This window comes from Cryobacterium algoricola (assembly GCF_004402485.1).
GTDB lineage: Bacteria > Actinomycetota > Actinomycetes > Actinomycetales > Microbacteriaceae > Cryobacterium > Cryobacterium algoricola.
The window spans coordinates 220431-233752 of sequence record NZ_SOFG01000004.1; the positions used below are offsets into that span (position 1 = coordinate 220431).

Consider the following 13322-nt stretch of genomic DNA (forward strand, 5'->3'; position numbering starts at 1 on the left):
GCGGCCGCACGGCCACGATTGTGGGAAAAGCGAAGGGGTGTGAGGGGTTACAGCGCCGTGTCGAACTTGGTGATGAGCCCCAGGACGACGATGCACGCGATCCAGAGCACGGCGAGGATCACGGTGATGCGATTGAGGTTTCGTTCCGCGACGCCGGAGGCACCGAGGTTCGAGGTGACGCCACCGCCGAACATGTCGGACAGGCCGCCACCGCGGCCCTTGTGCAGAAGGATGAGCATGGTGAGCAGGAGGCTCGTCAGTCCGAGGACAACCTGCAACACGACCTGGAGAATCTGCACGCGAAACCTTTCAGAATGGTGGAGTTTCTCCACCGGGATCAGTGATCATCATAGCCTGACTGACGAACCAGCCCGCCTCCCCTGGTCGGGGTGGCGGGCTGGAGCGGTCATATCAGGTGGAACTTCGGGCTAGACGCCCACGTGCTTCTGGAATCGGACGATGCTCGAGAACTCGTCGATGTCCAGGCTTGCTCCGCCGACGAGCGCTCCGTCGACGTTGGGCTCGCGCATGTAGCCCGCGATGTTGACGCCCTTCACGGAACCGCCGTAGAGGATGCGGGTCTTGTCGGCCACATCCTGTCCGAGGGTTTCGCTGAGGACCAGGCGCAGCTGGGCTGCGACCTGCTCGGCCTGCTCAGGCGTTGCCGCCTGGCCGGATCCGATGGCCCACACGGGCTCGTATGCGACCACGATGTCCGCCGCACTGTCGATGCCGGACAGTGCAGTGCGCAGCTGGGCGACGGGAACGGCGCTCGGACCATGCAGTTCCAGGTCCGCGGCGGTCTCGCCGACGCAGATGATCGGAACGAGGCCGTGCTTGACAGCGGCGGTGACCTTGGCGGCCACCTCCTCGTCGTTCTCCCCGTGCAGCGTGCGACGCTCGGAGTGCCCGATGAGCACGTACGTGCACTCGAGCTGGGCGAGGAACGCACCGGAGATCTCACCCGTGAAGGCGCCGGAATCGTGAGCGGAGACATCCTGTGCGCCGAAGACGACGGGCAGCTTGTCGGCCGACACCAGGGTCTGTACGGAGCGAAGGTCGGTGAACGGCGGGAACACCGCAACCTCGACGGCCGCGAAGTCGTGCTTCGCGTCCTTGAGGTTCCAGGCGAGCTTCTGCACGAACGCGATGGCCTGGAGGTGGTCCAGGTTCATCTTCCAATTGCCTGCAATCAGCGGGGTGCGCTGAGTGTTTACTGCCATCCGAGGACCTCCAGTCCTGGGAGACGCTTGCCTTCGAGGAACTCGAGGCTCGCGCCGCCACCGGTAGAAATGTGACCGAACTGGTCGTCGGTGAAGCCGAGCGTGCGCACGGCGGCGGCGGAATCGCCACCTCCGACGACGCTCAGGCCGTCAACCTCTGTGAGCGCTGCGGCCACCACACGGGTGCCCTCCGCGAACGGTGCGAGCTCGAACACGCCCATCGGGCCGTTCCAGAACACCGTCTTCGACGAGCGGATGATCGCGGCGAATGCCGCGGCCGTGTCCGGTCCGATGTCGAGACCCAGACCGGTGGCACCGAACGCGGTGTCCTCGATCGAGTCAGCAGCGGTGATCACGTGCTCGGCGTCTGCCCCGAACTTCGAGGCGACGACGACATCCGTCGGCAGGACGATCTTCACGCCAAGACGCTCGGCCTCGACCAGGTAACCGCGGACGGTTTCGATCTGGTCGGCCTCGAGCAGGCTTGCGCCCACCTTGTGGCCCTGGGCTGCGAGGAAGGTGAAGAGCATTCCGCCACCGATGAGCAGCGAGTTGACCCGCGGCAGGAGGTGACCGATCACGCCGAGCTTGTCCGATACCTTCGAGCCGCCGAGGACGACCGTGTACGGTGCCTCCGGCTTCTCGGTGAGGCGGTCGAGCACGTCGAGTTCGGCGGCGATCAACAGGCCGGCAGCGCTCGGCAGGATCGCTGCCAGGTCGTACACGCTTGCCTGCTTGCGGTGAACGACACCGAAACCGTCGGACACGAGCACGTCGCCGAGGGCGGCGAGCTCGGTCGCGAAGGCGACACGCTCTGCGTCGACCTTGCTCGTTTCCCCCGGGTTGAACCGGAGGTTTTCGAGCACGACGACATCGCCGTTCGTGAGGGCCGCGACAGCGGCCTTGGCGGCGTCACCAACGGTGTCGCCGGCGAATGCGACGTCGTGGCCGAGCAGCTGAGCCAGGCGGACCGCGACGGGAGCCAGGCTGTACTTGTCCTCCGGCGCACCCTTCGGGCGTCCGAGGTGCGAGACGATGACCACGCGGGCGCCCTGTTCGAGCAACGCCTTGATGGTCGGAAGGGACGCGCGAACGCGACCATCGTCCGTGATCTGGCCGTCTTTCAACGGCACATTCAGGTCACAGCGGACGATGACGCGTTTTCCGGTGAGCAGCCCCAGCGATTCGATTGTACGAAGCGTCACTGCGGGCCCCGGTTACAGGCTCTTGGCGACGAGCGCGGTGAGGTCAACCATGCGGTTGGAGTAGCCCCACTCGTTGTCGTACCAGGAGGACAGCTTCACCTGGTCGCCGATGACGCGCAGCAGGCCGGCATCGAAGATGGAGGAGTGCGGGTCCGTGACGATGTCGCTGGAGACGATTTCGTCCTCCGTGTACATCAGGATGCCCTTGAGGGGGCCGGACTCTGCAGCAGCCTTGTACGCAGCCTTGATCGCTTCGATCGTGACGGGGCGCTCAGCGATGACGGTGAGGTCGGTGATGGAACCGGTGGGGACCGGTACGCGAAGTGCGAAGCCGTCAAGCTTGCCCTTGAGCTCCGGGAGGACGATGCCGAGGGCCTTGGCCGCACCGGTGGAGGTCGGGATGATGTTGATCGCGGCGGCACGGGCACGACGGAGGTCGGAGTGCGGGCCATCCTGCAGGTTCTGGTCTGCGGTGTACGCGTGGATGGTCGTCATCAGTCCGGACTTGATGCCGAAGTTGTCGTTGAAGACCTTCGCGAGGGGCGCGAGGCAGTTCGTGGTGCACGACGCGTTGGAGATGATGTCGAACTTGGCCGGGTCGTAGTCCTGCTCGTTGACGCCCATGACGATCGTGGCGGCGTCGCCTGAGGCGGGAGCGGAGACGATGACCTTCTTGGCACCGGCGGTGATGTGCTTGCGCGCATCCTCTGCCTTGGTGAAACGACCGGTGGACTCGATGACGATGTCAACTCCGAGGGCGCCCCAGGGGAGGTTGGCCGGGTCGCGCTCGGCGAGAACCTTAATCGGCTTGCCGTTGACGAGGATGGAGTCGCCCTCGACGGAAACGGTGGCGTTCAGGCGTCCGGTGATGGAGTCATATTTAAGAAGGTGGGCCAGCGTCTTCGTGTCGGTCAGGTCGTTGACGGCGACGATCTCGATGTCGCTGCCCTGCGCCAGGGCGGCGCGAAGATAATTGCGGCCAATGCGGCCAAAGCCATTAATACCGATCTTTACAGACACGAATGTCTCCTAATCTTGTGCGCCGAAGCGCGGTTTCTTATGGGTGATCTAGCCGGGTGGACGGGCCCCTCGCGGGGCCCGTCCTGGTGCTGCACTATGAGAGCAGCAGGAGCCCGTTGGTCTTTTCGCGAGCGATCGTGAAGCGCTCCTGGACGTTCGCCCAGTTGACGATGTTCCAGAACGCCTTCACGTAGTCCGCACGCACGTTGCGGTAGTCGAGGTAGTACGCGTGCTCCCAGACGTCGAGCATCAGCACGGGAATGGTCCCGGCGGCGAAGTTCGCCTGCTGGTCGAAGAACTGCTGGATGATCAGGCGCTGGCCGATGGAGTCCCAGGCGAGTACCGCCCAGCCCGAGCCCTGCACACCGAGTGCTGCTGCGGTGAAGTGCGCCTGGAACTTGTCGAACGAGCCGAAGAAGTCCTCGATCGCACTGGCAAGCTCACCGGTGGGCTTGTCGCCACCGTCCGGGGAGAGGTTGGTCCAGAAGATGGAGTGGTTGACGTGGCCGCCGAGGTTGAAGGCGAGGTCCTTCTCGAGCTTGTTGACGTTGGCGAGCTGGCCGGAGTCGCGAGCTTCTGCCAGCTGGGCGAGGGCGGTGTTCGCCCCGGTCACATATGCCTGGTGGTGCTTACTGTGGTGAAGCTCCATGATGGTACCGCTGATACTGGGCGCGAGCGCCGAGTAGTCATAGGCGAGAGCGGGCAAGGTGTATTCAGCCATGTATATCTCCTCTGTCGAGTTGGCGCGAAATGCTCCGCCACCGTTGTGTGGGCGACGTTTCAAGTCTACTCAGGTCAGCATGCCCCGCTGACGAGGGTGACTCAGACATCGTCGAGGTCTGCGGGAAGATTCGCATCGGTTCCGGGAATGCCGAGGTCCACGGCCTTCTTGTCCGCCATGGCGAGCAACCGGCGGATCCGTCCCGCGACGGCGTCCTTCGTCATGGGCGGGTCGGCGTGGTGACCGAGTTCGTCGAGGCTCGAATCGCGGAAGGACAGCCGGAGCTCGCCCGCGTAGCGCAGGTGCTCAGGGATGTCCGTCCCGAGGATCTCCATCGCCCGTTGGACGCGGGCGCACGCTGCAACGGCGGCCTGGGCACTCCGGCGCAGGTTCGCGTCGTCGAAGTTGACGAGCCGGTTGGCGGTGGCACGCACCTCGCGGCGCTGCCGGAGCGCTTCCCAGTTGAGCACGGTCTCCGCGGCGCCCATGTGCACGAGCATGACGCCGATCGCATCGCCGTCGCGGATCACGACCCGGTGCACCCCGCGAACCTCGCGTGCCTTGGCGACGACGCCGAGCCGGCCGGCCGTGCCAACGAGAGCCATCGCGGCCTCGTTTCCCGGGCAGGTCACTTCGAGGGCCGCCGAGCGGCCAGGGTCGGTCAGGGAGCCGTTCGCGAGGAACGCGCCACGCCAGACGGCGGCGATCTCCTCCTTGGACCCCGTGGTCAGGCGGTTGGGCAGACCACGGATCGGACGACGCCGAGCGTCGAGCAGCCCGGTCTGCCTGGCCAGGGTCTCTCCCCCGTCGAGCACGCGCACGAGAAAGTGGCTCGTGCGGCGCAGCCCGGAGGCCGAGATCACGGAGACTTCACTGCGGACGCCGTAGAGTTCGGCGAGGTCCTTACGCACCCGGCGGGCGAGCAGCGCGGTGTCGAGTTCCGATTCGATCGCGATCCGGCTGTTGATCATGTGCAGGCCGCCGGAGAACCGCAGGATCGTCGCGAGCTCCGCCGCCCGCACCGTGGTCTTCGACACGTCAACCCGTGCAAGTTCATCTTTGACGTCGGCCGTGAGTGCCAATCGTTTGTCCATTCTTTCGTACTGGCCCCAAATGGGCCGGTTTGTGGTCTGTGTGGCCCGGCGCAGCTCGCTGGGCGGCGCACCGGGCGGGTCTTACTCCCGGCCGAGGTCGCGATTCTTGAGGCTGATCGCGACACCGGGGAGATCGCCGATCCGCCGGGCGATTTCGCGAGCCATCGCGACGGAGCGATGTTTTCCGCCCGTGCAGCCGATGGCGATGGTGGCGTGGCGTTTGTTCTCGCGCTGATAGCCGGCCAGCACCGGCGCGAGGGCCAGGGAGTAGTGCTCGATGAACTCCAGGGCGCCCTGTTGGGCGAGCACGTAGTCCCGCACCTCGGGGTCCTGTCCGGTGTGCGCCCGGAGTTCGGGCACCCAGAACGGATTCGGCAGGAAGCGGACATCGGCGACCATGTCGACGTCGGTGGGTAGACCGTACTTGAAACCGAAGCTCATGACCGTGACATGCACGCCTGCGGCATCCTCGGCGGCGAAGCGTTCGCTGATCGTCGTCGCGAGCTGGTGGATATTGAGGTCCGACGTGTCGATGACCATGTCGCACGATTCACGGACGGCGCGCAGTCGGGTGCGTTCGGCGTCGATGCCGTCGAGGATGGTGCCGTCTCCCTGGAGCGGGTGCGGGCGGCGCACGGACTCGAAGCGCCGCACGAGCACGTCGTCCCTCGCCTCGAGAAAGATCACCCGCAGCTGGGAGCTGTTCCGGAGGGACTGCACGATCTCCTGGAAGTCAGCGAAGAAGTCACGGCCACGGATGTCCACGACGGCGGCGATCTTGGGGAGACTCGTCCCTGCCTTGCCCGCGAGTTCGACGAGCGGGCGCAGCATTTGCGGCGGAAGGTTGTCGACGACGTACCAGCCGAGGTCTTCGAGAGCATTGGCCACCGTCGAACGCCCGGCCCCGGACATTCCCGTGACGATAAGCATTTCCTGCTTGTCGTTCTCCGTCATCCTGGGGGTGCGCCTTCTGTCGGTGGTGGGCCTGTCAGTCCAGCCTACCGACCGAGATCGGTTTCAGGCGCGAAAGTGCTGGTGGATCGTCGCCGCGAGGCCGGGTCCGATGCCGCGGACCTCCGCGATTGCCTCGATGGGGGCCTCTTTGAGCCGCGAGACGGATCCGAAATGCTGCAGCAGCACTTTGACGCGTGCCGGGCCGAGTCCGGCGATCTCGCCGAGGACCGTCGCGATGTCGCGTTTGCGGCGGGCTCGCTGGTGGGTGATTGCGAAGCGGTGTGCCTCGTCGCGGATCCTCTGGATGAGGAAGAGGGCGTCGCTGTTGCGCGGCAGGATGACGGGATAGTCCGAGTCCGGCAGCCAGATCTCCTCGAGCCGTTTTGCGATGCCGCACAGCTGGATGCCGGTGACCCCGGATTCGCGGAGCGCCCTGGCGGCCGCGGCGACCTGGGGCTGGCCACCGTCGACGATCAGAAGGTTCGGCTGGTACCGGAACTTCTTCCGTTTGGCCTGGCCCTCTGCGGGCTCGCCCCGCGGGTCCAGGGAGGGCTCCGTGCCGGCATCCGCTGCCGGGCCGTCCTCCGGCACGAGGTAGGCGAGGCGCCGGCTCAGGGTGCGGTAGATCGAGTCGGTGTCGTCCGTGGACTCCGGGATGCTGAAGCGCCGGTACTCGTCGGTGCGCGGCAATCCGTCTTCGAAGACGACCATCGACGCGACGATGTTCGTGCCGCTCAGGTGCGAGACGTCGTAACACTCCATCCGCAGCGGCGCCGACTCCATGCCGAGCGCCTCCTGGATGTCTTCGAGCGCCTTGGAGCGTGCGACGAAGTCGGAGCTGCGGCGGGTCTTGTAGAGCATCAGGGCCTGCCGGGCGTTCTGCGTCGCCGTTGCGAGCAGCGCGGCCTTCTCGCCGCGCTGGGCGGCCACGAGGTGCACCTTGCGCCCGGCGATACCGCCGAGCCATTCCTCGAGCGCTGCGGAATCGTCAGGGAGCAACGGGACGACGATCTCCCTCGGGGGCAGGGCATCCCCCGAGTATGCGGTCTGCAACAGGGAATCGATGAGCTCGCCGGTGGTCAGGTCGAGTTCCTTGTCGACGACCCAGCCGCGGACACCCCTGATCCGGCCGCCGCGCACGATGAACAGCTGCACCGCCGCCGCGAGCTCGTCCTCCTCGACGGCGAACAGGTCGATGTCGACGTTGTCGCGCAGCACGACCGCGCTCTTCTCGAGCACGTTCGTGAGTGCCTTGACCTGGTCGCGCCGTTTGGCCGCGAGCTCGTACTGCTGGCCGAGCGCGGCGGCCTTCATCTCGTTGGTCAGCCGGTTGATCATGGTGCGGTCCTGGCTCGCCATGAAACTCACGAATTCGTCGACGATGACCCGATGTTCCTCGATGGACACCTTCTGCGAGCACGGGCCGAAGCAGCGGCCGATCTGGCCGGCGAAGCACGGCTTTCCCGATTGCATCGCACGTTTGTAGTTGGCGTTGTTGCAGGTGCGGATCGGGAAGGCCTTGAGCATCAGGTCGATGGTCTCGTGCACTGCCCACACCTTGGGGTACGGGCCGAAATAGCGGGCGCCGCGGATGCCGGTGGTGCGGGTGACGAGAGCGCGCGGCGCCTCGTCTGCGAGCGTCACGGCGAGGTAGGGGTAGGACTTGTCGTCCTTGAACTGCACGTTGAACGGCGGGTCGAACTCGTTGATCCAGGTCCACTCGAGCTGAAGGGCCTCGACCTCGGTGCCGACAGTGGTCCACTCGACGGATGCCGCGGTCGTGACCATGCGCCGGGTGCGCTCGTGCAGGCTGCTGAGCGGCGCGAAATAGTTGCTGAGGCGCGCGCGCAGGTTCTTGGCCTTGCCGACGTACAGCACCCGCCCTGTCTCGTCGCGAAAGCGGTACACGCCAGGAACGGTGGGGATCTCCCCCGCCTTGGGTCGATAGCTCAACGCGTCCGACATGAACTCTCCTGGTACTTCCCCGTGTCACTTCCCCGTGCCGTGCAGAAACCTGCCTGACAGCCTCCGGCCGGACAGAATCCGGCCGAAGAGAATTTTACCGCCCCGCCAGGATCTCCTTGAGGAAGGTGCCCGTGTGGCTCTTCTTCACGGTCGCGATGTGCTCCGGCGTTCCGGTCGCGAGCACCTTGCCGCCGCCGGACCCGCCCTCCGGCCCGAGGTCGATCACCCAGTCCGCGGACTTGATCACATCGAGGTTGTGCTCGATCACGATCACGGTGTTGCCCTTGTCGACGAGGCTGTTGAGCACGAGGAGGAGCTTGCGCACGTCCTCGAAGTGCAGCCCGGTCGTGGGTTCGTCGAGCACGTAGACGCTGCGGCCGTTCGAGCGCCGCTGGAGTTCGGTGGCGAGCTTGACGCGCTGCGCCTCGCCTCCGGAGAGGGTCGTCGCGCTCTGGCCGAGGCGCACATACCCGAGTCCGACCTCGACGAGGGTCTTCAGGAAGCGGTGGATCGCGGAGATCGGTTCGAAGAACTCGGCGGCCTCGCTGATCGGCATGTCGAGGACTTCGGCGATGTTCTTGCCCTTGTAGTGCACCGTGAGGGTGTCGCGGTTGTACCGCGCGCCCCCGCAGACCTCGCACGCGACGTACACGTCCGGCAGGAAGTTCATCTCGATCTTGATCGTGCCGTCTCCGGAGCATGCCTCGCAGCGGCCGCCCTTGACGTTGAAGCTGAACCGGCCGGGGAGGTAGCCGCGCGCCTTCGCCTCGATCGTCTCCGAGAACAGGGTGCGGATCTTGTCGAACACGCCCGTGTACGTCGCCGGGTTGGAGCGCGGGGTGCGCCCGATCGGGGCCTGGTCGACGTGGATGACCTTGTCGAGCTGGTCGAGGCCGGTGACCCTGGTGTGCTTGCCGGGGAGCTTGCGGGCGCCGTTCAGCCGGTTGGCGAGCACCCGGTAGAGGATGTCGTTGACGAGGGAGGACTTGCCGGACCCGCTCACCCCGGTGACGGCGGTGAAGGTGCCGAGCGGGAAGGTGACGGAGACCTTCTTGAGGTTGTTCGCCTCCGCGCCGATCACGCTGATCTGGCGGTCCGGATCGATCGGACGGCGGGTCTCGGGGGTCTCGATCGACTTGCGGCCGGCGAGGTAGTCTCCCGTGAGCGACTCGCGGTTCTCCAGCAGGCTCGCGTAGGAGCCGGAGTGCACGACGTGGCCGCCGTTGACGCCGGCGCCCGGGCCGATGTCGACGATCCAGTCGGCCATCTTGATGGTGTCCTCGTCGTGTTCGACGACGATGAGGGTGTTACCGAGGTCGCGCAGCGCGACGAGGGTCTCGATCAGGCGGCGATTGTCGCGCTGGTGCAGGCCGATGCTCGGTTCGTCGAGTACATAGAGCACCCCGGTCAGTCCCGAGCCGATCTGGGTGGCCAGGCGGATGCGCTGGGCCTCTCCGCCGGACAGGCTCGCGGCGGCACGCGCGAGGTTCAGGTAGTTGAGCCCGACCCGGTTCAGGAAATCCAGGCGCGCCTTGATCTCGCGGAGTACCTGGGCGGCGATCATGGCCTCGCGGTCGGTCAGTTCGAGCAGGTCCATGAAGGACCGGGCGTCGGAGAGGCTCAGGTTGCAGACATCCGCGATGCTCGAGCCGTGGATCAGCACGGCGAGGACCTCGGGCTTGAGCCGGGTTCCCGAGCAGACCGGGCAGTCGATCTCGCGGAGGTACTCGCCCCAGCGGGCACGCTGGGTGTCGGACTCCGCCTGGAGGTATTGGCGTTCGATGTAGGGCACGACGCCCTCGAAGCCGGAGGTGTAGCTCATCTCGCGGCCGTAGCGGTTCTTCCACTTCACCTTGACCTCGAAGTTGTCCCCGCGGAGAACGGCGTTCTGCACGTCGAGGCTGAGGTCGCCCCAGGGGGTGTCGAGGGAGAAGTCGAGGTCGTGGGCGAGGCCGTCGAGCAGCTTCTCGTAGTACTGGAAGAGGCCCTTGCCCTGGGTGGTCCAGGGCAGCACGACACCCTCCGCGATACTCAGCTCAGGGTCGCCGAGGAGGAGATCCTGGTCGACGGACATGCTGGTGCCGAGGCCGGAGCACTCGGGGCAGGCGCCGAACGGCGCGTTGAACGAGAAGGTGCGCGGCTCGATCTCGGTGAGCTGCACGGGGTGGTTGTTCGGGCAGGAGAGCTTCTCGGAGTAGCTCTGCCACGCCGCGTCGCCCTCCCCGTCGACGTAGTTGATCTGGACGATGCCGTCGGTGAGCTTGAGGGCGGTCTCGAGGGAGTCGGTCAGGCGGCTGAGGAGCTCCGGCGCCGCGACGAGGCGGTCGACGACCACGGAGATGTCGTGCTTGATCTGCTTCTTGAGAGTCGGCGGTTCGCTGAGCTGGATCTGGGTGCCGTCGACCATGGCACGGGAGTATCCCCCGGCGGCGAGCTCCTTGAACAGGTCGACGAACTCGCCCTTCTTCTGGGAGACGACCGGGCTGAGGATCTGGTACCGGGTGCCCTGGGGAAGCTCCATCAGCTGGTCGGCGATCTGCTGCACGGTCTGGGCCTGGATGACCTCGCCGCAGACCGCGCAGTGCGGCACCCCGATGCGAGCCCAGAGCAGGCGCATGTAGTCGTAGACCTCGGTGATGGTGCCGACCGTGGACCGCGGGTTGCGGTTGGTGGACTTCTGGTCGATCGACACCGCGGGGCTGAGCCCCTCGATGAAGTCGACGTCCGGCCGGTCGACCTGGCCGAGGAACTGGCGCGCGTACGCCGAGAGCGACTCGACGTAGCGGCGCTGGCCTTCGGCGAAGATGGTGTCGAACGCGAGCGAGGACTTGCCCGAGCCGGACAGCCCCGTGAAGACGACCAGGGAATCCCGGGGGATCTCCAAATCGACGTTGTGCAGGTTGTGCACGCGCGCACCGCGGACACTGAGCTTGGACCCGGACGTTACCTTGGAAATTGACACCGTTCGAGTCTATTGAGTGCCACCGACACACTCGTGCCCCCGAGGCACGCCCTGAGCGAACACACGTTCGAATTCCGGAGTAGATCGGTTCGCAGGTGCACGAGATGTGCCCGGCTAGATGTGCCCGGCCTTCTCCATCTGGCGGAGTTCGCGCTTGAGCTCGGAGACCTCGTCCCGGAGCCTGGCCGCGAGTTCGAACTTGAGCTCACCGGCGGCCTCGAGCATCTGCCCGCTGAGGTCGGCGATGATCGATTCGAGGTCGTTGGCGCCGTTCGCGGCGATGCCGGTTCGGAGCGGGGTCGCCGCGACCTTACGCCGGGCGTCGCGCCCGGAGAGGAGCTCCGCGGTGTCCGCCTGCTCGCGCGCGAGGATGTCGGTGATGTCGGCGATCCGTTTGCGGAGCGGGGTGGGGTCGATGCCGTGCAGGGTGTTGTACGCCACCTGCTTCTCGCGGCGGCGGTCGGTCTCGTCGATCGCGCGTTCCATCGAGGCGGTCACCCGGTCGGCGTACATGTGCACCTCGCCCGAGACGTTCCGGGCGGCACGGCCGATGGTCTGGATGAGGGACGTCGCGGAGCGCAGGAACCCTTCCTTGTCCGCGTCGAGGATCGCGACGAGCGACACCTCCGGCAGGTCGAGCCCTTCCCGCAGGAGGTTGATTCCGACGAGGACGTCGTACACACCCGCGCGGAGCTCGGTGAGGAGCTCGACCCGCCGTAGGGTGTCGACGTCGGAGTGCAGGTAGCGCACCCGCACGCCGGCCTCGGTGAGGAAGTCGGTCAGTTCCTCCGCCATTTTCTTGGTGAGGGTCGTGACGAGCACCCGCTCGTTGAGCTCGACGCGCTTGTGGATCTCTTCGAGGAGGTCGTCGATCTGCCCCTTGGAGGGCTTCACGATGATCTGCGGGTCGATGAGCCCGGTCGGGCGGATGATCTGTTCGACGATGCCGTCGGCGATGCCCATCTCGTATTTTCCGGGCGTTGCGGACAGATAGACCGTCTGGCCGACCCTGTCCTTGAACTCGTTGAACTTGAGTGGGCGGTTGTCGAGCGCGCTCGGGAGCCGGAAGCCGTGCTCGACGAGGGTGCGCTTGCGCGAGGAGTCGCCCTCGTACATCGCCCCGATCTGGGGGACGGTGACGTGGGACTCGTCGATGACCATCAGGAAGTCATCGGGGAAGTAGTCGAGGAGACAGTGCGGGGCCTCCCCCGGCGACCGCTGGTCGATGTGCCGGGAATAGTTCTCAATGCCCGAGCAGAAGCCGATCTGCTCCATCATCTCGAGGTCGAAGGTCGTGCGCATGCGTAGCCGCTGAGCCTCGAGCAGTTTGCCCTCCCGTTCGAGCTGGCCGAGCCGTTCGGCGAGTTCTTCCTGGATGGTGACGATGGCTCGCTGCATGGTCTCGGTGCTCGCGACGTAGTGCGAGCCGGGGAACACGGACACGGATTCGAGCTTGCGGACGATGTCGCCGGTGAGCGGGTGCAGGCTGTACAGCGCCTCGATCTCGTCGCCGAACATCTCGATCCGGATCGCGAGTTCCTCGTACATGGGGATGATCTCGATCGTGTCGCCGCGCACCCGGAAATGACCCCGGGAGAAGTCGACGTCGTTGCGCTGGTACTGCATCGCCACGAACTTCCGGATCAGCCAGTCGCGGTCGACCTTCTGCCCGATCTGGAGCGCGATCATCGCCTCCATGTAGCCTTCCGGCGTGCCGAGTCCGTAGATGCAGGACACCGTGGAGACGACGACGACATCGCGCCGGCTCAGGAGGGAGTTCGTGGTGGAGTGCCTGAGCCGCTCGACCTCGGCGTTGATCGAGGAGTCCTTCTCGATGAAGGTGTCCGTCTGCGGGACGTAGGCCTCCGGCTGGTAGTAGTCGTAGTAGGAGACGAAGTATTCGATGGCGTTGTTGGGCATCAGTTCGCGGAACTCGTTCACGAGTTGCGCGGCGAGGGTCTTGTTGTGCGCGAGCACCAGTGTCGGGCGCTGCACCTGTTCGATCAGCCAGGCGGTCGTCGCGGACTTGCCGGTTCCGGTGGCGCCCAGGAGGACGATGTCGGTTTCGCCGGCGTTGATGCGCTCGGCGAGTTCTTTGATCGCGGTCGGCTGGTCGCCGCTCGGCGTGTATTCGCTCACGACCTCAAAGGGATGTACGGATCGCGTGGGTTCCATCCC

Annotated in this window: 10 protein-coding genes; all 10 read right to left on the bottom strand. The window is 65.9% G+C overall.

From position 1 onward, the window contains the following. Positions 1-47: 47 nt before the first annotated feature. Positions 48-299 carry a preprotein translocase subunit SecG gene (gene secG, locus E3O44_RS01485; protein ID WP_134448691.1) on the bottom strand — a complete coding sequence of 84 codons (252 nt, stop codon included), beginning with the start codon at positions 297-299 and terminating at the stop codon, positions 48-50. A gap of 129 nt (positions 300-428) precedes the next feature. Next, entirely contained in the window at positions 429-1223 is a 795-nt protein-coding gene (gene tpiA / locus E3O44_RS01490; RefSeq protein ID WP_134448692.1) for a triose-phosphate isomerase, read from the bottom strand. Then, complete coding sequence (locus tag E3O44_RS01495; protein ID WP_134531903.1) at positions 1214-2428, bottom strand: phosphoglycerate kinase; 1215 nt, start codon at positions 2426-2428, stop codon at positions 1214-1216. Before E3O44_RS01495 ends, tpiA begins: the two co-directional genes overlap by 10 nt. A 12-nt stretch (positions 2429-2440) precedes the next feature. Continuing rightward, positions 2441-3448, bottom strand: coding sequence for a type I glyceraldehyde-3-phosphate dehydrogenase (gap, locus tag E3O44_RS01500; RefSeq protein WP_134448694.1), 1008 nt, complete (start codon positions 3446-3448; stop codon positions 2441-2443). 94 nt (positions 3449-3542) lie between these two features. Then, entirely contained in the window at positions 3543-4169 is a 627-nt protein-coding gene (locus E3O44_RS01505; RefSeq protein ID WP_134531904.1) for a superoxide dismutase, read from the bottom strand. Positions 4170-4270: 101 nt separating this feature from the next. Beyond that, positions 4271-5251, bottom strand: a complete 981-nt coding sequence (gene whiA, locus E3O44_RS01510) for a DNA-binding protein WhiA (protein WP_134532938.1) — start codon at positions 5249-5251, stop codon at positions 4271-4273. A 93-nt stretch (positions 5252-5344) separates the two neighbouring features. After that, positions 5345-6217, bottom strand: coding sequence for an RNase adapter RapZ (gene rapZ / locus E3O44_RS01515; RefSeq protein ID WP_134531905.1), 873 nt, complete (start codon positions 6215-6217; stop codon positions 5345-5347). A 63-nt stretch (positions 6218-6280) separates the two neighbouring features. After that, on the bottom strand, positions 6281-8182 hold the full coding sequence (uvrC, locus tag E3O44_RS01520; RefSeq protein ID WP_134531906.1) for an excinuclease ABC subunit UvrC: 1902 nt from the start codon (positions 8180-8182) through the stop codon (positions 6281-6283). 94 nt (positions 8183-8276) lie between these two features. Further along, complete coding sequence (uvrA, locus tag E3O44_RS01525) at positions 8277-11144, bottom strand: excinuclease ABC subunit UvrA (protein ID WP_134531907.1); 2868 nt, start codon at positions 11142-11144, stop codon at positions 8277-8279. A gap of 114 nt (positions 11145-11258) precedes the next feature. Further along, positions 11259-13319: an excinuclease ABC subunit UvrB gene (gene uvrB, locus E3O44_RS01530; protein WP_134531908.1), complete on the bottom strand. Its 2061-nt coding sequence runs from the start codon at positions 13317-13319 to the stop codon at positions 11259-11261. Positions 13320-13322 lie beyond the last annotated feature (3 nt).